The organism is Microbulbifer maximicatervae (SeqCode) (assembly GCF_052467505.1).
This window is the reverse complement of sequence record NZ_CP174313.1, coordinates 4,825,142-4,847,328: the sequence shown is the minus strand read 5'-3', so window position 1 is coordinate 4,847,328 and position 22,187 is coordinate 4,825,142. Positions and strand designations below refer to the sequence as shown.

Genomic DNA, 22,187 nt, shown 5'->3' with positions numbered 1-22,187 from the left:
TTTTTTCATTATCGACATAAATTTATTCAGAAATCCCTTAGCTATTAGCAAATTAAGCTCCTTAAAAGAGGGTATTATTAGAGCAAAGAATATTCTTCAAACCTCAACCGCCAGCCAGTAGTCATTACACAACCCAAAAATGAACAACCCTATCGATTTCAGTAGTATTTCCAATCAACTTCCCACTAATAGCCTGTCTAGAGGGAAAAATTACTTCCGGAATGGTTTTGTCGAAAGATTCAATATTTCTCAGGATGGCAAAACGATCACCGGGAAAGTGAAAGGCTCCTACTCTAGTCACTACCATCAGTATATATCGCTAACTGAAAATCCAATTTCGGGAACCTTTGAAATTGATGGAGAATGCTCCTGTCCAGTAGGGTACAACTGTAAACATGTAGCTGCAGTGCTAATAGCGGTAATTGCTGAGTATAAACGTCCATTAGGGCAACCATCAGTCAGTCGTACTTGGGACAACTGGCAACAAGTTGTAAAAGAAAAATATCGTGACTCCGAGCAGGACACATCATCTAATCGCGACCTGCTATACACCTTGGACTGGAGTGATCAATATACCCCAGCTCATGCCCGAATTAGCGTATATTCAGCTCGACGCCTCAAGAAAGGCGGCTATGGAGCGCCTCAGCGAGAATACTTCCATATCAACAGTAGCCTAGCCACTTCAAAAGTCGACCAAAAAATATTCGGCCTTCAACAGCTGCTTTCCCAGTCCTCGTTCAAAAAGAGTATTTCAGGAGAAGAAGGCGCAATGCTGTTGAAAAACCTACTAGCCAGTCAGCGTTTCTTCAGCGATATCGATTCCCTAACCCCGATTCATTGGGGAGAGGCAGTCAAACTGGAGCTCAGTTGGAAGGAAAGTAAGAGTAGTGCACAGTTGCAATTAGATGTACCTGACCTCCCCGATGATTGGAAGCTCATACCTACCGAACCACCTTGCTATTATTCACCACAGGAAGACATCATTGGTCCCATCATCAGCCCGGTGGATGGGGAAGCGCTTAATGACTTTACAACCATGCCCGCCATTTCTAAAGATGAAATAGGCAATGCTATTACTTTCCTCAATAAACAATATGGCAGTGAACAATTACCCACGCCAAAGTCGGTGCCCATCATACCTGTAGATGATTTGTTACGGCCGGTATTAACCCTTAACTCAATTTCTATTCGAGAAGGGGCTGAAAGTCTCCATACGGCAAGTTTTCTTATTAAATATGGTCCGGTAGTAATCCGCGCGGAAGAAATTCTTACAGAGAATCGTCCTGAGACTAATATCTACCCCCAAAAAGATAAACTATATAAAGTAGAGCGAGACTTCAAACATGAAGCCGCCGTACTGAAGGATCTCTTGCAGTGGCAATTTAGCTTGGGGGCGGACGAAACTGGTGAACCCGTTTTATTCTTCTCCGATAGTGGGCCAGGCCAAACTCCTATTGAGCGCTGGCATGAATTCCTCAATGAGGGTATCCCAAGACTTGAGGAATCTGGCTGGATAGTTGAATTCGAGGATAACTTTTCTTTAAAAGTACACGAGATTGAAGATTGGGAATGGCAAACAGAGCAATCTTCCAACGACTGGTTTTCCCTTAGTGCAACTGTAGATATTGAAGGGCAGTCTATTCATTTAGCACCATTATTATTGCAATATTTGGAATCGGGGTATGTGGCTACAGACGAAGAAGACATATTGGTTCCCCTCGGCTCAGACCAGTATATCCGTCTACCCATTGCACTATTTCACAACTTATTCGCAGTTTTAGAGGAGTGGTATGACAGCGAGTCCCAAAGCCTCAAAGTGCCCAGGTTTGCTGTTCCGGAACTGCCTAATGCAACTTCAGCCTGGCAGGGCAATAAAGACTTAAAATCGCTCGCTAAAAACCTGCAAAAAGGTCCGCAAAGCGTAAAACCACCCAGGGCCCTAAAGGCACAATTACGCCCCTATCAACAAACGGGTTTTGAGTGGCTGCAATACCTGCGTAAACTCAATATGAATGGCATCCTGGCCGATGACATGGGCCTGGGAAAAACTTTGCAGGGACTGGCCCATATCCTCAAAGAGAAAGAGAGCCGGCGCCTGGCCAAGCCTGCCCTGGTGGTTGTACCCACCAGCTTGGTAGGCAACTGGCTTAACGAGACCCAGCGTTTCGCCCCAACCATAAAGTCACTGCTACTTCATGGTAGCAATCGGCATGAGAGCTTCCCACTCATTCCTGAATCAGACCTGGTGATAACGACCTACCCGCTTATAGTGCGGGACAGCGAAATATTAAAAGAACATGACTTTCATTTATTGATCCTCGATGAAGCTCAGGTTATTAAAAACCCCAAATCAAAAGCGGCACAATTACTCCGCACACTCAATGCACAGCACAAGGTATGCCTGACCGGAACTCCGCTGGAGAACCACCTGGGCGAACTGTGGGCGCTATTTGATTACCTGATGCCCGGCTTCCTACACAACCAGAAAAGGTTCAATAGCCTTTATCGGAACCCCATTGAGAAGCAGGCTAATGAGCACAAGCAACAGACTCTGAACCAGAGAATCTCCCCATTTATTTTACGCCGCACCAAACAAGAAGTGGCCACTGAACTGCCGCCGAAAACAGAAATTATCCAACGGGTGACTTTCGATACCGCCCAAGCCGCGCTTTACGAAACCGTACGCTCGGTGATGGAGAAGCGGGTTAGGGACCTGATGAAGAAGAAAGGTCTCAACCGCTCTCATATTGAAATCTTGGATGCCCTATTAAAGCTGCGACAAATTTGCTGCGACCCCGCACTGGTCAAACTGGACAAGGCAAAAAAGGTTAAACAATCGGCCAAGCTGGAAGCGCTGATGGATATTCTCCCGGAAATGGTGGAGGAAGGCCGCAAGATACTTGTATTCTCCCAATTTACCGAAATGCTCGGCAAGATTGAAACCGCCCTTGAAGAACAGGCGATACCCTATGTAAAACTGACCGGGCGCACGCGCAAACGCCAGGAGGCGATTGACGCTTTCCAGAATGGCGATGTTCCTGTATTCCTGATTAGCCTAAAAGCCGGCGGTGTAGGCCTAAATCTTACCGCTGCCGACACAGTTATTCACTACGACCCCTGGTGGAATCCCGCAGTAGAAAACCAGGCTACCGACCGCGCATATCGCATCGGCCAGGACAAGCCAGTCTTTGTGTATAAATTTATCTGTGAAAATACCGTAGAAGAAAAAATAGTCGATATGCAGGCGCACAAGCAAGCCCTGGCTGATGCGATTTACAGTAAAGATGGGAAAGATATAACTATGGATTCAGAGCAATGGTTATCATTGTTTGAGGGCTGATTTACGCGATAAAAAAATGAGTGGCAAGGTATGTCGTAGATAGAACCCCATCAGTCATATAATTTCGGTTTTATTGTCGGCTTCCATAAGCTTATTTATAACCAGCCCTCACAATAGGACAGCCTACGGCAGCTTTGAAGAAAATAATCAAGCGGAATTAGGGCAACCTAATTCCGCTATGCCTACTAATTTACAGTAAATTCGCTAGCTTACAAGTTTGGCCAAACCAGCTTCTTTTGTGCTTTCTTTACTCTTCTCGTAGTCCAAAAAATTCGTCACAGACTCTACTACCGAGGTATCCCAGACCATTTTCCGGTGTCCCACACCACTAATTTTGATCATCTCCGCTGCGGGCCAGGTTTTGTGAATTCTCTCTCCATGAAAAATCGGCACTTCATCATCTTCAGTATCGTAAATCATCAGAAGCGGAGTCTCTTCCGGGGTATGCATTTTACACTGTAACAATTCCTGCCAAGAGTATCCTATCTGGTCGGCAATCTTGTCTTGGCATATCTCTATAGTTTCAGGGCTTACCTTCAACAAATTTTTCATAATTTCAAGAATCGGCAGAGGTGCACTCGGTGAGCCGAGTACAGCATAACATTGAGCTTTAAGCCCAAATTCCCGTGCTCTCATCGTCATCATTCCACCCATCGAGTGGCCGACGACGGCAAATATTTCCGAAAACTGACTGGCCAGAGAATAAATATCTTTCGCCATAATATCGAAATTACAAACCTTTCCCTCGGAGTGACCATGAGCAGTAGCATCTATGGCCACCGCTTGGAAGCCTTGCTCGGCAATTGCCATCGCCATAGTGGCCATTTTTGCGGCTTTGGCCTCCCAGCCGTGGCATAGAATCACTACAGGGCCCTCACCCCAGGACCAAGCTGTGTTTTCTGTACCTAAAGCACCCTGGTAGATAATCTTCCTGGCTTGGGCTAACTGCGCTTTCTCGCGTTCTGAATCTGGATAGTGCCTGGGCCGGGAGGCCATATACATCGCTATATTTGCTGATAATTTGGGGGATAGTCGCCCTGTGAGTTGCATTATTCCCTGTATTATCTTAAGCATATTATTAAATCTCTGATATCCCGTTTTATATGATCATTGATGGTGTTTAATACGCAATAGGAAAATTACACTGATCAATGGTCTCTGATGAGATTTCAACCTAAAAACATTCAATAATACAGGGCAATTTCATCCAACAGATTAACCGATTCGATGATTACTCTTCTTCTGAAATATTTTCCTAACGAAATAGGAAGTTTTTCCCAGCAGAGATCTTTAGAGTTATATCAATAGAATATTGCGCCACCGCTTTTGTTATCTACATGCCCAGTCCCCCAAGACATCTACACTAATAATCTGACAGTAGATTAGGGTTCTCCTACCCCTATCAGATCTCCTACTTATATTCCATCGGATCTCTGGAAAGTTGGACATGAAAGGAATCAATCTGACAATAGTTTTTTGCATGGCACTATTGCTCACCGGCCATTCCACTGCGGACTATAAAAAGGGAGATTTTATCGTTCGCGTTGGCGCAGCGGCCGTCGATCCAAACGACGATTCAGGCAGGCTTCGCCTCAATGGCACCCCCTTGGACTACACCCGGGTCTACGTGGATACCGGCTACTCCGCTAGCATCACTGGTACCTGGTTATTTGCAGACCACTGGGGACTGGAATTACTGGCAGCTGTACCTTTCCGGCACGATCTTGATGTTCGCGGTTTACCGGACCCGGATACCGGTGATCCACTGGGTCGGGTATCCCTGGGTGACATCAAGCACCTTCCCCCAACCCTCAGCGTACAGTGGTATCCGGTATGCACCGAGTCCTGGGTACAGCCATATATTGGTGTGGGAATTAACTACACCCATTTCTTCGATGAAGATATCAGCCGCACGGCACAAAACTACTTCGAGACGGCCCTGGGTGCAGACTCAAGAGCATCCCTGAGCCTGAGCAATTCCTGGGGCCTGGCAGGGGAAGTGGGCATAGATATTGCCTTTGGACGAGAGAGCAACTGGCTGTTTAATGCGGCCATCTGGTACTTGAGCATCGATACCAAGGCCAAAATTCGCTTCCGCACAGAAGATAACGACTACGACCGCATCAATGTCGATGTGGATATCGACCCTTGGGTTTACTCGGTGGGCATCGGTTACCATTTCTGAACTAAGGCCCTATTGCACCTAATGATAAGATAGGCTCAACAATCATTCTATTTTTTAGAATGGTTTGGTCGAATTTAACCAATTTTCATTCTATCGATCCTCTGTAAACTGCCTCTTACTCACAGCAGCGACTACTGAGTAGCGCAAAATTCACAGTTTTAGGAGCGATACCATGAGCACATCCACTTTATCCACAAGCGCCAATATCGACGGCAGCTCCCTGTTTTCCGCAAGTGCTGACTTGGCTGGCCGTATCAGCTTGGCGGCGATCTTCCTGTTGGCGGGAATGAATAAGATCCAAAATTATGAGGGCAGTGCACAGTACCTAGCTTATGGCGGCCTGCCAGAATTTCTGCTGCCTCTTGTTATTCTGTTTGAGATAGGTGGTGCGCTCGCACTAGTCGCCGGCTTCCAGGTTCGCCTGACCGCCTTGGCGTTTGCTGGCTTTAGCTTAGTTACTGCTGCCTTGTTCCATAACAATCTGGGCGATCAGATGCAGTTTTTGATGTTCTTCAAAAACCTGGCGATTGCCGGCGGCTTTTTGGTAGTGGCAGCCCATGGCGCCGGGCGTTTCAGCTTGGATCACCGCAAAAGCACCAAGCAATAAATTCCTCTGGACCAGAAAATACCGATTGTGGAGTAAAAAATGGGACTGTTAGTCAATGGCCAGTGGCACGACCAGTGGTACGACACCGAGAATTCCGGTGGGAGCTTTAAGCGCGAAGCGGCGCAACTGCGCAATTGGGTGACTGCTGATGGCAGTGCAGGTCCCAGTGGTGACAGCGGCTTTAAGGCGGAGTCCGGCCGCTATCACCTGTATGTTTCACTGGCCTGCCCTTGGGCCCATCGCACCCTTATTTTCCGCAAGCTGAAGAAACTGGAAGAGCATATCGATGTTTCGGTAGTAAGCCCCGATATGCTCGATCAGGGATGGAGCTTTAACGTCGACGAAGGTAGCAGCGGGGACACTCTGTTTAGCTATCAGTTTATGCACCAAGTATACACTCGTAACAAGTCTGACTACTCGGGCCGGGTGACGGTACCAGTACTCTGGGATAAACAAAAAAACTGTATCGTTAGCAATGAGTCCTCTGAAATTATCCGCATGTTCAACAGCGCGTTTAATACCATTACCGGCGATACACAGGACTTTTTCCCCGAAGAGAAGCAGCAGGATATAGATACCATTAATCAACTGGTCTATGAGAATATAAACAACGGAGTTTATCGCTGCGGCTTTGCCACAACCCAGGAAGCCTACGAGAATGCTTACTATAATTTATTCTCTGCTTTAGACCAGGTTGAGAAAATTTTAGGGGAACAGCGCTATCTGGTCGGAACAGAAATTACCGAGGCAGATTGGCGACTGTTCACTACCCTTATTCGCTTTGATGCTGTCTATCATGGACACTTCAAGTGCAACCGCCAGAGACTGGAGGACTTTCCTAATCTGCGTAACTATGTACGCGAGCTATACCAGTGGCCGAAAGTTGCTGAAACAGTAAATTTCCACCATATTAAACGTCATTACTACTTTAGCCATACATCGATCAACCCAACCCAGGTTGTACCTGTAGGGCCGGAAATCGATTACAACAGCTCTCACAACCGCAGCTAAAAACCCTTGCCTATCCAGCCTGGGCCAGTCAGGATATTCAGGGCTGCCCCAGGCTCCTTAAACCTTGGAACAGCCCTTCGCAGCCTTCAAAGAGTACCCAGATGCAAAAAACCACTCTGGAACAGTGGCGAATGTTTAAAGCTGTCGCAGATGCCGGCGGCTTTAATCAGGCCTCTTCCCACGTTCACAAAAGCCAGTCCAGTATTCACAATGCAGTTAGCAATCTGGAAGCTGCTCTCGGCGTAAAATTGTTTGAAGTCTCGGGTAGAAAAGTAGTAATTACTGAAGCCGGTAATTTAATGCTACGCCGGGGCCAATACCTGCTGGATGAAGTCTCACGTATTGAGGATATTGCCGGCTCCCTTAACCGGGGAGTGGAATCCGAGCTGCGCATTGCCGTAGATGGCGCCTTTCCCCAAAGTGTCGTTTTTCAGGCTCTGGAGAGAGTTTCCGCAATTTATCCACAAGTGAATATTGATATCGTTGATACCGTACTATCCGGCACTAATGAGTTGATCCAGGAGGGGCTGGTAGATCTGGGACTTTCCGCCTTCCGCATGAAGAATGCCCTCAACGATGAGATTTGTCGCATCGAATTTGTGGCTGTAGCCCATAAGAACCATCCACTGCATCAGCTGGGATACGAGCTGAGCTATGAAGACTTGAAGTCCTATCGCCAGATTATTGTGCGGGACTCCGCACTACAGACCAATAGGGATTCCGGCTGGCTGGGGGCAGAGCAACGCTGGAAAGTGGGCAGTTTACGGACATCCGTGGATTTAATTGTACAGGGGCTGGGGTTCGCCTGGCTGCCACTGCCAATGGTCTCAAAGCTACTCGAGAATGGCACTCTAAATCGACTCCCCTTGAAAAATGGCGGAGTGCGCTCCAGCAGTTTTTACCTGAACTTTAAAGACCAGGATAAATTAGGCCCCGTGGCGAGGGAGTTTATTGGCGAGCTTCGATTACTCACTTTAGATATGCCCACTTCTGAGGAAGGCTGAGTATTCTATTGATACGAATGGTAAGATTCTTTTTACCCAATATTCCCTTATACCGCAAAAGACTATCATAGCCCTAATATTCTATTTACTGCACTAATAGGAGCTGGCTATGTATTACTTCAGACCGTCACATGAACGCGGTCAAGCCCGATTTGGCTGGCTGGACAGCAAGCACACCTTTTCATTTGGGCACTATTACGACCCAAAACACATGGGTTTTTCTGCACTGCGCGTTATCAACGATGATACAGTAAAAGCAGGGGCCGGATTTGACACCCATGGACATCGGGATATGGAAATTATTTCCTATATTCTTGAAGGTGCTATCGAACATCGGGATAGTGAAGGCAATCACTTTGTCGTTCCCGCTGGCGAAGTTCAGATAATGAGCGCCGGAACCGGAATTACCCATTCCGAGTTCAATCACTCGAAAACAAAAAAATTGAAGTTTCTTCAAATCTGGATTCAGCCAAATCAGAGGGGTATTCAACCTGTCTATGAGCAAAGGACAATAAACCAAACGAGCATGCTGACTCCATTGGTAACCCCCAGTGGTCGAGATAATTCGTTAAAAATCCATCAGGATACCAGCCTATATCGTCTTCAAATAGAGCCTGGAGAGATTCTACAATTGGATACATTGCAGCGCCCTGGCTACCTACATATCATAGATGGAGACATCATTATTAAAAATAATCGCCAGTTAAGTGCCGGGGATGGTCTAGGCATATTTAAAGAAATAATAAGGCTAAAAGCAGCAACAGATGGAGCAACGGCATTATGGTTTGATTTGCCTATAGTCTAATATTCATAACCTCACTAGGCTACTGGCCCACAGAGTAGCCCCCCTGACAACACTAACTAATCAATACAAGAATTATTTGCTGTACCAAAATCATTATTTATCCACTGAAATCGCCCACAAGGAATAGTATTTTGATCACTCAAATCATCTCCAGAATTATCTCGCGCAGTACTATTAAAAATCAATCCACCTGACATAGAACTGGCTTCAGCTAGTATTCCATCAACACCATTATCATTGGCCGTAACACTATCTAAGGTAATATTATTAGCGGTTGTAATTACGAAACCCGATCCGGAGTTTGATAGCGCGCTACTTTGTTTAATATAATTATTATTTCCAGAAATCTCCACACCTGACTGTGTATTCTTTTCAAATGCAGAAAGTATAATCTGATTATTCGCGCCAGCCAGCCTAACCCCAACACCACCATTACCAATAGTAGAGGAACCAGAAATAACATTGTAAATAAAATTAGTATCAGAAATAACGGAAATACCAGAAAAATTATTAAGAACTACTGTTATAAATTCCAAATAGTGCCCCCCCACTCCCTCTACAGAAATGCCAACATCACAAGATTCAACACTTCCCGCGCCGAGAGAACTATCTGAAAGCGTCCTTCCTGACCCTAGTATTTGCACCCCTATCCCAGCCCCATTGCAGCTAATAGTATAACCATTTAAATCCAAGGATCCTGCATCAGTGATAGTAACAGCGGGACTTGTAGCACATGCAACAATAGATGCATCCAGAGTCTCTGGAGTAGTAACCGTGTCACCGCAGCTTACCGCGAAGGCGGCACCCGCCAGTGAAAAAGCTGAAACACCAGATATCGTTAAAAGCGTAAATCTTGTGAGGTTAGCACATTCAGTTTTCATATCATTTCATCCAATCATAATTAATTACTACAAAGCCTGGAATTTTCGAGTCTATTGATAGTGTGACAGAGAGCTAGGATTTATCTATGGGATCTCCTTCCCAATTAAACGTGAATTAAATGTCTCGTAAAGTGAATGAAAAATATGCCCCGCACAAGATGGTCATTCCTAGTGGTAGTATTCAGAATTCTGAATACTACCACTAGGAGACCCGCCAATATTTGAAGAGTTGGTCTATTATGATATGCCATTTCCAAGTCTCGGAATCGATTACTTTAAAAATGGCCAACTCATTATCCAATACCTAGATCCCCCCTAACTGCAACCTTTAACGCCTACCCTTAAAAAGGCGGAGTTCGGACCTACAGCTTTTACCCGAACTTTAAAGATCTCGATAAACAGGAGTCTTTGAAATATAGATTTTGGCGAGTTAAGCTTGCCAACAAGTTATATAGATACTGCTGTCCCAATGTGACATAGAAATTAGCTTATTTTTATGTCTTGCAATAACACCTAAACTTGCGTCAACCAAACCAAATACATCTGCAAAGAATATCAACCCCATAACCCTCCTATTGGATGCACGAATCATTAGAGCTGCCAAAGGTATTTGAAATCCATACATTATTCACACAGGCAGGATTATTTTGGTCCCTAAGGTCCGTATTACCACTATCATTCACCTCATTCCCTGTAATAACATTACCATGCTGATCATCTGCCTCCAATAGAATTCCATTTGTTCCATTTTCATCCAATGAATTCCCAACAATTAGATTATTATCTGCATCTGAAATCACAATTCCGTTATCATCATTTAGTTGATATTCACTTGAACTTATTACATTGCTACTTCCAGAAACTTCCATACCGGAAGAATTATTAGCGCTTATTTCTGCATTTATTACTTGGTTAAAGTCACCCAACACCTGGACACCCACACCGGAATTAAAACTTGAAAATAAATCCAAAACAACATTATTGTTACTTGTAATTGCAACACCAGAATTAGAATTACTCATGACACTTACATTTTGAATAAAATGCGCTCCAACCCCTTCAACGGAGACACCTGTTGCACAATTCTCTATAAGCCCTCCCCCCTCTGAGTTACTCAGAATCCTTCCAGCACCTTGCAGATTTACGCCCACCCCAGAACCATTACAGCTAATTGAGTAACCATTTAAATCCAATGTTCCAGCATCAGTAATAGTGACCGCAGGGCTTACGGCGCATGACTCTATCGCCCCTTCCAAAATTTCCGGTACAGTTACAACATCCCCACAGCTCACAGCAGAAACACCACTGGACAGAAAAACAGCAGAAGCTCCCACTGCAGCTAAGCATGCCAATTTCAACATATCTATTCTCCTATGTTATATTCCACACTTCTTCATTGTGCATAAATACTTGCGACTCAATAACAGGAACAGTGTGAGGGGAATGGGGTATTTATCTATAGGATATTTTTCTTAATTATTAATCCAAGTGATTGGATAAAATTATAAGAATACAAATCCGCTGCCGCCTTTAGCATTAATCATCATACTCTTTCGAGATCCCGGTTTGACCTCTCAGATTATTCACCTGATACGGACAATCAAGAGTAATTTGATCCTAAGCACTCTAGCTCAGGAATAACACCTAAACTATTACCCTGGCAGTGAATCACTACTGTATATAGGCATCGAGTCACCAGGGATAAAATAATGGAATCAGAAGGCGACATGGAAAGTCGCAATGGCGATAAAAAAACGCCAGGAAGATGGATCTCCCTGCTTTCTCCGATTCCTCCGGCCATTGTCGCCTTGTCATTGCTTTTTCATCTGCCTGATATTTCCGCAGGTAGAGAGTTTTCCTTTGGCGTTAATTGGGTTCCAGAGCTGGGCGTATCCCTACGCTTCTATATCGATGGCCTCAGCTTCTTATTTGCCTTATTAATCAGCGGTATTGGATTTTTTATCACCATTTACGCCGCTGAGTATTTACGCGGCAATCCACTATTGCGACGTTTCTTCCTCTATCTCTATCTCTTTATGGTCGGAATGCTGGGTTTGGTATTGGCATCCGATCTCATTACTTTATTTGTGTTTTGGGAAGTGACGACAGTCGCAAGCTACCTCCTGATTGGCTTTAACCACTCCAGTGCTGTTGCACGACGCTCAGCTTTGCAAGCCTTACTGGTAACTGCCTTAGGGGGACTTTGCTTACTAACCGCTTTCCTATTAATGGGAGAGATTGTCGATAGCTATGATCTTGAAGAATTGTTAATTAAAGGTGAACAGATTAAATCCAGTTCACTGTATCTTCCTATCTTGATACTGGTACTTATCGGAGCATTCTCAAAGTCGGCACAGCTGCCCTTCCATTTTTGGTTGCCCAATGCCATGGCGGCGCCAACACCGGTGAGCGCATATCTACATTCCGCCACTATGGTCAAAGCCGGTATTTACCTTCTTGCGCGCCTACATCCGGTACTGGCTCACACTGAATACTGGGAGTGGATTTTAACCTGCACCGGTATTGCCACTGCCGCAGTAGCGGCATTGGCCGCCCTGCGTCAAACAGACCTGAAACTGGCCCTCGCTTATACCACCGTTATTGCCCTCGGCACTATCACCATGTTTCTGGGTTCTGATGCTTCAGCTGCCGTCGCCGCTGCAATTACTTTCTTGCTGGTTCACTCTTTTTATAAAGCCGCACTGTTTATGGTGGTGGGCATTATCGATCGGCAGACAGGTACCCGGGATTTAACTAGGTTGCACGGTCTGGCGAAATTATTGCCCTTTGCTTTTATAGCTGCACTGGCTTCAGCCCTATCCATGGCAGGATTCCCGCCGTTCCTTGGATTTATTGGTAAAGAGCTTAAATATGAAGGTGCACTGGCGGTAGCTTCAGAGCCCGCACTGGTGGGCACAGCAGCAATTTTTGCCAATGCGGTAACGGTGACAGTAGCCGGCATGGTGGCCATCAAACCCTTCTTTGGCCCTCCCCCCAAAGATGCCAGTCGTATTCGCTGGGCACCTCCTGGTTTGTGGATAAGCCCACTGGTTTTAAGCGCCTTCGGCCTCACATTTGGTTTGGCCCCGGACTTAGTCGGTGGCGGACTGGTGGAACCGGCACTGACAGCGATACTTGGCCTTCCGGAAACCATCGACCTGAAACTCTGGCACGGTATTAACATTCCGCTCCTGATGAGCATTCTTACTTTTGTGCTCGGGGTGATTATGTATGTCAATTTAAAACGTATGCGTGCCTGGCTAAACTGGGACTTTACCCATGCGCCAACTAGCGCCGATCTACTGTGGGATAAATCCTTAGAACTATTAAAAGCTTTTGCCGCACTGCAAACACGCATATTGCAAAATGGAATTATGCGTCGTTATCTCACAGTCATTTTTGTTACGCTCTCGATGGCCCTTTTTTATGCCTTTGTTCATACCGGCCACTTCTCACTGGAATACACTGCGCCACGACTTAATTTAAAAGAGTGGGCAGCCATACTGCTGACGGTAGGAGGTACATTTACTGCGGGTTTTGCGCGTAAACCTCTGACTGCCATTTGCGCTCTCGGCGCTCTCGGTGTGGGTATCGCTCTAATTTACCTCTTCTTTGGTGCACCGGATGTGGCCATTACACAGATTCTGGTGGAAACACTCTATTTAGTATTAATTGCTGCGATTCTTCCACGTCTGCCCGTATTTACTCCCGGCAAGAAGGAAGGCTTTCGTCCCAGGGATGCATTGCTCGGTGCCACAGTTGGCCTTTTATTTACCATTAGCATTCTGGTGGTTCTGCAAACCCCATTCGAGAGCCCTGTGAGTGAATTTTACAAGGAAGCTGCTGTACCCGAGGCCCATGGGCGCAATATCGTCAATGTCATTCTGGTGGACTTCCGGGCCCTGGATACTTTCGGGGAGATTATTGTGGTGTTTACCGCAGCTGTCGCTGCGGTGACCTTACTCGGTCATCATTTAAGACGGGGCAAGCAGTGAATTCTATTATCCTACAGACAGCGACCCGTGTGTTGGTAGCGCTGATCTTGGTCTTCTCCATTTATATGCTGTTACGTGGACACAATTATCCCGGAGGCGGATTTATTGCTGGATTAATTGCCGCTTCTGCTTTTGCCCTGTTTGCCATGGCTTGGGGGATGGAGGCGGCACAAAGTGCTCTGCGCATACCTCCAGGAACCCTCGCCGCCTGGGGAGTTGTCATCGCCGGATTATCTGGATTGATGGCTCTATTTTGGGGAGACGGCCCCTTTTCTGGACAGTGGTTTGCCATTGTAGGTAGCAAAGAAAATGGCGGAATCATTATCAGCAACCTTTTATTTTTTGATATTGGGGTCTATCTGACAGTACTCGGAGCCGTTCTCACACTAATTTTTGCCTTGGAAGAGGCCAGCTGATATGGAAGCTCCCCTCGCCGTTGTCGTCGGCATCCTGATTGCTACCGGCGTTTACCTTATGCTGGCCCGCCACCTATTGCACTATCTGTTCGGCTTGGTACTGATTAGCAATGCCGCCAACTTGGCAATTTTTATCGCGGGGCGGTTGACCCGCGCCTCACCACCGCTGGTACCCAAGGATCAGGAAGCCCCGCAAATTATCGTCGCTAATCCCCTACCCCAGGCCCTGATCCTAACCGCGATCGTAATTGGCTTTGGCCTGCTGGCCTTTGCCCTAGCCCTGATCGCCCAGGCTTACCGTGAGCTGGGTACATTAGATGTGGATAGCATGCGTATTGCCGAGCCTGTGAAACCCAAGAGGAAGAAGACCACTTGAGTTGGTTATTGGCCCTGCCATTCCTAATCCCTATCGCCACGGCGTTAATTACATTTCCCGCTCGAGGCCGTAGATACCTTTGCTCTGGTATTTCGATATTGGGGTGCCTTACCGCCCTTTGCATTAACCTTTATATTCTTGTCCTGGTAGAAAGCCAGGGCCCTCAAGCTGGGCAAATGGGAGACTGGCAGGCTCCCTTCGGCATCACATTGGTCGCCGATCGGCTCAGTGCGGTAATGCTGTTGATCAGTGCCATCGTGGGTTTGTGTGTCTCTCTATTTGCCATTTCAGATATCAGTGAGAAACGGGTGAAACTTGGCTTTCACAGTTTCTTTCAACTGCTATTGGCCGGTGTTAGCGGTAGCTTTATCACCGGCGACCTATTTAATTTGTATGTGTGGTTTGAGGTGATGCTGATTGCCTCTTTCGCACTGCTGGTACTGGGGGGGGAAAAAATACAGCTGGACGGTGGCATCAAGTATGTAGCATTAAACCTTGTATCCACGCTGTTGATGCTGACCTCTATCGGGTTGCTTTATGGACTCACCGGCACCCTTAATATGGCACAGCTGCATATTTCTCTGGTCGAAGTACAAAATCCCGTCGCGATTTCAACATTGGCAGTTATTTTTATCTGCGCTTTTGGAATTAAGGCGGCAATATTTCCACTCTTTTTCTGGTTGCCCGCTTCATACCATGTTCCACCTGTCGCTGTAACCGCTGTATTTGCCGGTCTCCTGACCAAAGTCGGCGTCTATGCGCTAATTCGCACCTTTACTTTAATATTTCCCAATGATTTGGAATTCACCCGGGATATCTTATTGGGAGCTGCATTACTCACCATGCTGACGGGTGTTTTGGGCGCAGCAGCACAGTACGAATTCCGCAAGATACTCGCATTCCATATCATCAGCCAGATTGGATTCCTGGTATTGGGATTAGCACTGAACAGCCCTTTAGCATTGGCCGGATCTGTGTTCTACATGGTCCACAATATTGTGGCAAAGACAAATTTATTCCTGATTAGCGGTACTGCCCAGCGCCTTACTGGCAGTTATGAGCTCAATGAAATTGGTGGTTTATATCGCGCCAGCCCACTTCTCTCTACTTTCTTCTTTATCGCCGCATTTAGCTTAGCGGGGTTCCCACCATTATCTGGGTTCTGGGCAAAATTGCTATTAGTCAAAGCAAGCCTCGATCAGGCCGCCTATATCGTCGCTGCAGTCGCATTGATTACCGGGGCGCTTACCCTGTTTTCAATGAGTAAAATATGGGCAGAGGCATTCTGGAAGCCACACCCCCAGGAGCACTGCAAAAATTTATATAGCCTCAGCGGCGCAGAGCGCTTCCAGCGGCTGTTACCAGTCGCGTTACTGGCATTAATCACTTTGGCTTTGGGGTTGGTGCCCGAGCCTTTTATCGAATACTCCCTGGGGGCTGCCGGAGAGTTATTGGAGCCTGATGATTACCTGAACGCCGTGTTACCAGGTACCACTCATTAACTTTGGGATGGATAAATAGAAATGCGTATTTTTCTATTAAATTTATTGCTCGCGATCAGTTGGTCGGCCCTGACCGGCAATGCTTCCATGGCAAATTTTTTCTTTGGTTTTCTGATCGGATTTCTGGCGCTGCGAGTCTCACCTATATTACCCGGGGCACAGACTTATTTTACCCGCTTGCCCCGTTTGGCTCATTTATTCTTTTTCTTTATCGAGGAGCTTGTTTTATCCAGCCTGCGTGCCGCCTACGAAGTCTTTTCGCCCCGCTTGCAAAGCCGGCCCCTGGTAGTACGACTACCCATGGAGAGGCTCGATAGAAACCAGATTTTTATTCTCACTAACTTAATTTCGCTGACACCGGGCACTATGGTATTGGATGTCACACCCAACAATGATGCCTTAATCGTACATACTATGTTTGTCAGTGATCCAGAAACCTTTCGCGAGGAGATTAGGGAGGGATTTGAGAAACGGGTTAAGGAGGCCGTTTCCTGATGTTTCTCACAATTATCGATATTCATTCGCCACTGGTCACAGTAGCAATCAATATTGCTTCCTTTCTATTATTACTCGCCCTGGTGATGTGCTTCCTGCGTATCGCTTTGGGCCCCACCTTAGCAGACAGGGTTGTCGCCCTGGATGTTCTCAATATTTTGGCGGTAGCCTACTGTGCACTACTGGCAATCGCCTCGGGACAACCCGTGTATCTGGACGCTGCCATCGCCCTGGCCCTGGTCGCATTTTTAGTGAGTGTGGCCTTTGCCCGTTTTATTGAAAAAAGCGGCTCGCGCACAGTCACCCACAGCCATAGGGATCATGATGACATTTGATGAAATTTTTATCGCTCTGATAATTCTGGTGGGCAGTTTTTTTGGGTTCAGCGCCGCTTTGGGCTTGCTGCGAATGCCGGACTTTTACACTCGAATGAGTACATCGGGAAAAGGGGCTACGGTGTGTTGCGGATTATTGCTGGCGGGCGTAGCAATTCTTTTTAGTGACGCTCAGGTAACAGCCAGGGCCATAGCCGCTATTTTATTCTTATTACTTACAGTGCCAATTGGTGTCCATATGATTGCCCGGGCGGCTTATCGAGCCGGCACTCCCATGTGGCGGGGTACCGGCTACAAACTCAAGTTCAAGAACCCGATGCGCAATATTCAGTAAGCACTAAATCTTTTCGCCGTAAAGTTCTTCAATCATACTTTCGCTGCGCTGGCGCAGGTGCTCCATATCTGGGTCCTGTAAAATGACATGACCCATTTTGCGCCCAGGGCGAAGTGCTTTGCCGTACAGCCAAACACCATCGTTATCCTGCTTCGGAGCTACATCAACCCCCAACATATTGACCATCGCAACTGGCACCGGGCAGGCAGTATCGCCCAGGGGCATATCCAGTATCGCGCGGATATGATTGGCAAATTGGCTGGCCTCAGGGCCGACAAAGGTCCAGTGACCGCTGTTGTGAACTCGCGGTGCCACTTCGTTGACAATCAGGCCGCTCTCACTGACAAAACATTCAACGGCCAATACACCCACATAGTCCCAGTCCTTCAGCAGGGTCGCCAGGTAACCCTCTGCGGCCTTGAGCAGCTCCGGGTTGTCGTAGGGAGCGGTGGACAGCAGTAAGGTGCCGTTGCGGTGGCGGTTTTCCGTCAGCGGATAAGCTTTGATTTCACCGGATGCCGAGCGAGCACCGATAATGGAGACTTCACAGGCGAAATTCACCCCAGCCTCAACCACACACTCCTGATCACCAGCTTGGGGAATGGCAGCATCCAAGTCTGCAGCACTCTTCACACACCATTGGTTCTTGCCGTCGTAGCCATTTTCACAGCTCTTAATAAACGCCGGATATCCCAGTTGGTCGACCGCTTCCCGCAGCTCTTTTTCACCCTGTGCTGCTGCGAAAGGTGCAACAGGCAGTCCAGCGTCTGTGAGTGCTCGCTTCTCACGCAAGCGGTGCTGGGCCTTCTCTGTAATATGCGGGTCCGGATATACCGGACAGAAGGGCTGAAATGAGCGCAGCAAGTCCACACTCACTTGCTCTCTCTCACTGGTGATCACTTCCGGGCGTCCCAATGCCTGATACAAGGCCTCAGGGTCCTGTCCCGGTTCCATCTCCACGATAGTCCCCAGTCCCTTCACACAGTCGGTGTTTTCACCGGTCTCAGCCAGGAAACTGAACTCCACTCCGAGGGGCTGTCCCTCTTGAGCCATCATCTGTGCCAACTGCCCACAGCCAATAATGGCAACTCGTCTCTTACTCACAACGATCTCCTATCACTCAACCGTGATCGGGACTTGCTCGGTCTGGCGCTCACGCCAGGCGATCAGGCGCTTCTGCAATTCCGCATCAGCCAAAGACAACATCTGCGCAGCCATTAAACCTGCATTGTAGGCACCGGAAGCACCGACCGCCTGGGTTGCTACCGCCACACCGCGAGGCATCTGCACAATGGATAATAAGCTGTCCATACCCGTCATAAAGCGGCTCTCAACCGGCACTGCGATCACAGGCAGGGGAGTCAAAGCAGCGATCATACCCGGCAGGTGGGCGGAGCCGCCGGCGCCAGCAATAATCACTTCGGTACCGGATTCGTGGGCACGGCTGGCAAATTCAACCATGCGCTGGGGAGTTCTGTGGGCCGAAACCACAGCAGTAGCAAAGGGAACTTCGAGCTCTTCCAGAGGCTTAGTCGCGTTGCTCATGGTGGCCCAATCCGAGCGGGAACCCATTACGATAGTGACTTTTTCAAAGGGAATCGGCTTCACTTGCGATTAACTCCAATATTGAACGAGCGCCAGATAGACGGGAATCGCCACCAGCACATTGAAAGGAAAGGTAACTGCCAGGGACAAAGTGATGGACACACTAGCATTGGCCTGCGGCAGGGCAACGGACATAGCCGCAGGCACAGCGATATAAGAGGCACTGCTACCGAGCACCGCGAGCAGAAAGATACCACCAGGCGACAAACCCAACAAACTCCCCAAGATACCGCCAGCGGCACCGCCAATCAGCGGCATAAAAATGCCGAAGCTGAGCAGGAAAGCACCCTGCCCTCTAACATCGGCCAACCGCGCCGCAGCGACACGCCCCATTTCCAGCAGAAAGAGCGCCAATATGCCATGAAACAGGGTCCCAAACAAAGGCATTACTGAAGCGGTGCGCTCTCCAGCCCAGGCTCCGATAACGATTCCCCCCAGGAGCAACAGTACTCCCTGGTTGCAGGTGACCTCGTGAAACACCCTGCGCTTGCTCGAACTGCCCATCGATTGCCGCGCCAACAGCATGCCGACAATGATTGCCGGGACTTCAAGAAGTGCTACAAACAGAGGGAAATACGCTTCGTATTCAATATTCTGTGACTGTAGCAGGGCCACAGCCACCGCGTAGGTGGCAACACTGACAGACCCATAATGCGCCGCCGTTGCCGCCGCATCCACACGTGACCACTTGCCAATCCAGCGCAAGATAGGGAAAGCTACCAGAGGTAACAGAGCACCAAAAGCCACCACCGCCAGGGACTGGGGAACCAGGGTGGCAGCGGAATACGCACTTAAAGCAGCACCACCTTTTAGGCCGATGGCGATTAGCAGGAAGATAACGCAGCTCTGGTAAAGACCTTTGGGTAAACGCAGGTCACTGCGAACCAGCTGGGCAAAGGCGCCCAGCAGAAAGAAACCAACAACAATATCCAACTGCATCTCTATCGCTGTCCCCGGCGCTGTCTGGAGCGATTATTGGAGATACGTATGCGTTCCGGGGTTTGCTGCGCCGTCAGCCAGTAAGCAGCATTGGCCAGAACCACCACTAGGCCTACAGCCATCAAGGGAACCCCGTTCATACCGGCAAGATTTACTGACAAGCCTGCGCATAAAACTAACAAGCCGACAACCACGCCAAAGAAGAGTTGTGATCTCTGCATTGATAATGACCCCACTGGTTATTGAAATTGACGCATTATCGGAATTGCCATTGATAGATAAAAATAGATATTTATTATGTAAACTATAAACTCAAACTTATACAGGTGATTTTGTGCCCCTAACTCGTGCCCATGCCCGCATTGGAACCGTTCGCCAGCTGGAGATCCTGCTCTGTGTCTATGAGTTGGGCAATATCAGCGCCGCAGCCAGGAAGCTGCACCTTACCCAACCGAGCGTATCGATGCAGCTGGCCAAACTCTCCGATGCGGTGGGTCTACCTCTGTACTACTCGGTGGGCAGGCAACTGCAATTTACGGAGGCCGGGCAAACCCTGGTAGAAAGTGCTCGGGAGATCCTGAAGAGTTACGAGTATCTGGACCTGAAACTGGCCCAATTGCGAGGGTTGGATACCGGCAGCTTACAACTGGCAGTAGTGACCACCGCCAAATACTTTATCCCCCACCTGATCGGGGAGTTTTATCAGCAGCATCCGCGACTGGATATCCACTTCAGGGTGGGCAACCGCCAACAGATCATTGATTACACCGGTGAGGATGAAGATGACTTCTACGTATTCAGCCATCCTCCAAAGAGCCAGGACCTGGAGCTGGTGGAGTTTCTACCCAACCGCTTACTGGCGATAGCGCCTGAGAAGCACCCACTGGCCTCCCGCAAGAAAATCTCCCTGCAAGAATTTGCAGGCTGTCAGTTCCTGCATCGGGAAGAGGGCTCCGGTACACGCCATGCCATTGAACAGTTCCTGCGCAAACGCAATGTAGACCTCAAGCTCCGTATGACCATAGAGAGCAATGAAGCCATTAAGCATGCAGTTATGTCCGGTCTGGGGGTCTCTATATTGTCGGAGCATACCCTGGCGTTTGGCGGACGCGCAGGCTTGTCAATTCTCGATGTCGAAGAGCTTCCTATTGTCACCCACTGGTATTTGGCTCGACGCAAATCACGTCCGCTATCACCAGCAGCACAGAAGTTCCTGGAGTACGCCCGCAATCTGGAAAAAGTGCCCCTGGGTAATCTCCCGTAGCCCAGCCTTATCATTGGAAAAGAGGGAAAGAATACACTGCACCCAAGACTCACAGTGGAAATTTCCCTGTAAACCCGAATAGACACCTATACCCCCAAAGGCACCAAGCGCATTATTCTTTCTCTCCTTATAAATTCCCTTCTCCCTGTAAACCGGGCTAGATAATTTAGGCCTCAAATTTTGAAAAATTCCCTGCGGCCTTTTTCAGTCCTGCTACTTTTTGGGGTACTTGGCCCATGCACTGCCAATAATTATCAACCAAAGCCACCTATGGCAGATAAGCTGTTTTGCCTGTGTCCGGATTTTCAGAGATGGATATCGAGATGACCGCAAAAGGAATTAATAAAGGAATTATTACTCTACTTTTCACTCTCTCAGCACTATCGACCCATGCCCAGGATGATTGGCGTGATATCGAATGGGGTGAATTTATTGTTCGTTTTGGCCTGACTTATGTCCAGCCAAACGATGAGGGCACAGCGCTTAAATACAGAGTTTTACAGCAATGGGATTTATACAACAGCAGTTGGCAAATCGACTCGACCCATGCATGGCAAATATCGGGAGTGTGGCGGCCCAGCGATCGCTGGGGCATAGAATTAATGCATATTAATGGCGCCAGCTATGGTACAAAACTGGATAATTTCACCGGCAACCCTGGGCGAAACCAAATCCAGCTCGGCGACTTTAGCACTACAACGACAATGGTCTTCGGCAACTGGTATTTCTTAGACCCATCCTATCGCGCTCGCCCCTATATCGGTGCAGGAATCAATTACACCAATTTCCACACCGTTGAAATCAGCCGCCAGTTTAACGAATACCTGATAGATTCAGAGCTCTCGGTCGCACCGGGATCATTTAATATGGGGCACTCGTGGGATTGGGGGCTGCAGGCCGGCCTGGATTATATCTTTGATTTCCGCGACTGGAGATATCCTCTACTACTTAACGCATCCGCGATTTATTACCTGGCAGACACCGATGCCACTATCGACTTCCCCACTGAATTGGGAAGGGATCGCCTCTATGCCCATTTTGACTACAACCCCTGGATCATAAATTTCGGGGTGGGTATTAAATTTTAGTTATC

22 protein-coding genes are annotated in these 22,187 nt (G+C 47.9%); 15 read left to right on the top strand and 7 right to left on the bottom strand.

Annotated elements, in window-relative coordinates:
• Positions 1–139: 139 nt before the first annotated feature.
• Positions 140–3,340 carry a DEAD/DEAH box helicase gene (locus tag ACJJIN_RS21295; protein ID WP_444896107.1) on the top strand — a complete coding sequence of 1,067 codons (3,201 nt, stop codon included), beginning with the start codon at positions 140–142 and terminating at the stop codon, positions 3,338–3,340.
• 204 nt (positions 3,341–3,544) lie between these two features.
• On the opposite strand, the gene ACJJIN_RS21290 is transcribed toward ACJJIN_RS21295, so the two are convergent.
• Positions 3,545–4,414, bottom strand: a complete 870-nt coding sequence (locus tag ACJJIN_RS21290) for an alpha/beta fold hydrolase (protein WP_444896106.1) — start codon at positions 4,412–4,414, stop codon at positions 3,545–3,547.
• 373 nt (positions 4,415–4,787) lie between these two features.
• On the opposite strand from ACJJIN_RS21290, the gene ACJJIN_RS21285 reads away from it, so the two are divergent.
• From ACJJIN_RS21285 to ACJJIN_RS21265, 5 genes are all read left to right on the top strand, one after another.
• Entirely contained in the window at positions 4,788–5,525 is a 738-nt protein-coding gene (locus tag ACJJIN_RS21285; RefSeq protein ID WP_444896105.1) for an OmpW/AlkL family protein, read from the top strand.
• Between the two features lie 172 nt (positions 5,526–5,697).
• Positions 5,698–6,132 (top strand): DoxX family protein, encoded by a 435-nt coding sequence (locus tag ACJJIN_RS21280; RefSeq protein WP_444896104.1) that lies wholly within the window; start codon positions 5,698–5,700, stop codon positions 6,130–6,132.
• Positions 6,133–6,171: 39 nt separating this feature from the next.
• Positions 6,172–7,143 carry a glutathione S-transferase family protein gene (locus ACJJIN_RS21275; RefSeq protein ID WP_444896103.1) on the top strand — a complete coding sequence of 324 codons (972 nt, stop codon included), beginning with the start codon at positions 6,172–6,174 and terminating at the stop codon, positions 7,141–7,143.
• A 101-nt stretch (positions 7,144–7,244) separates the two neighbouring features.
• Positions 7,245–8,147 carry a LysR family transcriptional regulator gene (locus ACJJIN_RS21270; protein ID WP_444896102.1) on the top strand — a complete coding sequence of 301 codons (903 nt, stop codon included), beginning with the start codon at positions 7,245–7,247 and terminating at the stop codon, positions 8,145–8,147.
• A gap of 109 nt (positions 8,148–8,256) precedes the next feature.
• Complete coding sequence (locus ACJJIN_RS21265; RefSeq protein ID WP_444896101.1) at positions 8,257–8,952, top strand: pirin family protein; 696 nt, start codon at positions 8,257–8,259, stop codon at positions 8,950–8,952.
• Positions 8,953–9,008: 56 nt separating this feature from the next.
• Here the strand turns inward: ACJJIN_RS21265 and ACJJIN_RS21260 are convergent, their stop codons facing one another.
• A complete protein-coding gene (locus ACJJIN_RS21260) occupies positions 9,009–9,833 on the bottom strand; it encodes a right-handed parallel beta-helix repeat-containing protein (RefSeq protein ID WP_444896100.1) in 825 nt (274 codons plus the stop codon).
• 572 nt (positions 9,834–10,405) lie between these two features.
• Complete coding sequence (locus ACJJIN_RS21255; RefSeq protein WP_444896099.1) at positions 10,406–11,194, bottom strand: NosD domain-containing protein; 789 nt, start codon at positions 11,192–11,194, stop codon at positions 10,406–10,408.
• Between the two features lie 348 nt (positions 11,195–11,542).
• Here ACJJIN_RS21255 and mbhE point away from each other — a divergent pair, with 348 nt between their 5' ends.
• Genes mbhE through mnhG form a run of 7 tightly spaced genes read left to right on the top strand, consistent with a single transcriptional unit; the run spans position 11,543 to position 17,286 of the window.
• Positions 11,543–13,828 (top strand): hydrogen gas-evolving membrane-bound hydrogenase subunit E, encoded by a 2,286-nt coding sequence (mbhE, locus tag ACJJIN_RS21250; protein WP_444896098.1) that lies wholly within the window; start codon positions 11,543–11,545, stop codon positions 13,826–13,828.
• Positions 13,825–14,244: a Na+/H+ antiporter subunit B gene (locus tag ACJJIN_RS21245; protein WP_413663314.1), complete on the top strand. Its 420-nt coding sequence runs from the start codon at positions 13,825–13,827 to the stop codon at positions 14,242–14,244. Before mbhE ends, ACJJIN_RS21245 begins: the two co-directional genes overlap by 4 nt.
• 1 nt (position 14,245) lies before the next feature.
• Positions 14,246–14,620 (top strand): Na+/H+ antiporter subunit C, encoded by a 375-nt coding sequence (locus tag ACJJIN_RS21240; RefSeq protein WP_413663315.1) that lies wholly within the window; start codon positions 14,246–14,248, stop codon positions 14,618–14,620.
• Positions 14,617–16,122 carry a Na+/H+ antiporter subunit D gene (locus ACJJIN_RS21235; protein ID WP_444896097.1) on the top strand — a complete coding sequence of 502 codons (1,506 nt, stop codon included), beginning with the start codon at positions 14,617–14,619 and terminating at the stop codon, positions 16,120–16,122. The genes ACJJIN_RS21240 and ACJJIN_RS21235 overlap by 4 nt, the downstream gene beginning before the upstream one ends.
• A 21-nt stretch (positions 16,123–16,143) precedes the next feature.
• Complete coding sequence (locus ACJJIN_RS21230) at positions 16,144–16,617, top strand: Na+/H+ antiporter subunit E (protein ID WP_413663317.1); 474 nt, start codon at positions 16,144–16,146, stop codon at positions 16,615–16,617.
• On the top strand, positions 16,617–16,952 hold the full coding sequence (locus ACJJIN_RS21225) for a cation:proton antiporter (RefSeq protein WP_413663318.1): 336 nt from the start codon (positions 16,617–16,619) through the stop codon (positions 16,950–16,952). Before ACJJIN_RS21230 ends, ACJJIN_RS21225 begins: the two co-directional genes overlap by 1 nt.
• A complete protein-coding gene (gene mnhG, locus ACJJIN_RS21220) occupies positions 16,939–17,286 on the top strand; it encodes a monovalent cation/H(+) antiporter subunit G (RefSeq protein ID WP_444896096.1) in 348 nt (115 codons plus the stop codon). Before ACJJIN_RS21225 ends, mnhG begins: the two co-directional genes overlap by 14 nt.
• A gap of 3 nt (positions 17,287–17,289) precedes the next feature.
• On the opposite strand, the gene ACJJIN_RS21215 is transcribed toward mnhG, so the two are convergent.
• The 4 genes from ACJJIN_RS21215 to ACJJIN_RS21200 are packed head-to-tail and all read right to left on the bottom strand — an operon-like array spanning position 17,290 to position 20,051.
• A complete protein-coding gene (locus ACJJIN_RS21215; RefSeq protein WP_444896095.1) occupies positions 17,290–18,390 on the bottom strand; it encodes a 5-(carboxyamino)imidazole ribonucleotide synthase in 1,101 nt (366 codons plus the stop codon).
• 12 nt (positions 18,391–18,402) lie between these two features.
• Entirely contained in the window at positions 18,403–18,894 is a 492-nt protein-coding gene (purE, locus tag ACJJIN_RS21210) for a 5-(carboxyamino)imidazole ribonucleotide mutase (protein WP_282931253.1), read from the bottom strand.
• Positions 18,895–18,900: 6 nt separating this feature from the next.
• Positions 18,901–19,830: a sodium-dependent bicarbonate transport family permease gene (locus ACJJIN_RS21205; protein WP_282931252.1), complete on the bottom strand. Its 930-nt coding sequence runs from the start codon at positions 19,828–19,830 to the stop codon at positions 18,901–18,903.
• A 2-nt stretch (positions 19,831–19,832) separates the two neighbouring features.
• The gene (locus ACJJIN_RS21200) at positions 19,833–20,051 is read right to left on the bottom strand and encodes a hypothetical protein (RefSeq protein WP_444896094.1); all 219 of its coding nucleotides are present in this window, start codon (positions 20,049–20,051) and stop codon (positions 19,833–19,835) included.
• Between the two features lie 113 nt (positions 20,052–20,164).
• Here ACJJIN_RS21200 and ACJJIN_RS21195 point away from each other — a divergent pair, with 113 nt between their 5' ends.
• Together ACJJIN_RS21195 and ACJJIN_RS21190 are read left to right on the top strand one after the other, a co-directional pair.
• A complete protein-coding gene (locus tag ACJJIN_RS21195; protein ID WP_444896093.1) occupies positions 20,165–21,094 on the top strand; it encodes a LysR family transcriptional regulator in 930 nt (309 codons plus the stop codon).
• Positions 21,095–21,387: 293 nt separating this feature from the next.
• Positions 21,388–22,182, top strand: coding sequence for an OmpW/AlkL family protein (locus tag ACJJIN_RS21190; RefSeq protein WP_444896092.1), 795 nt, complete (start codon positions 21,388–21,390; stop codon positions 22,180–22,182).
• Positions 22,183–22,187 lie beyond the last annotated feature (5 nt).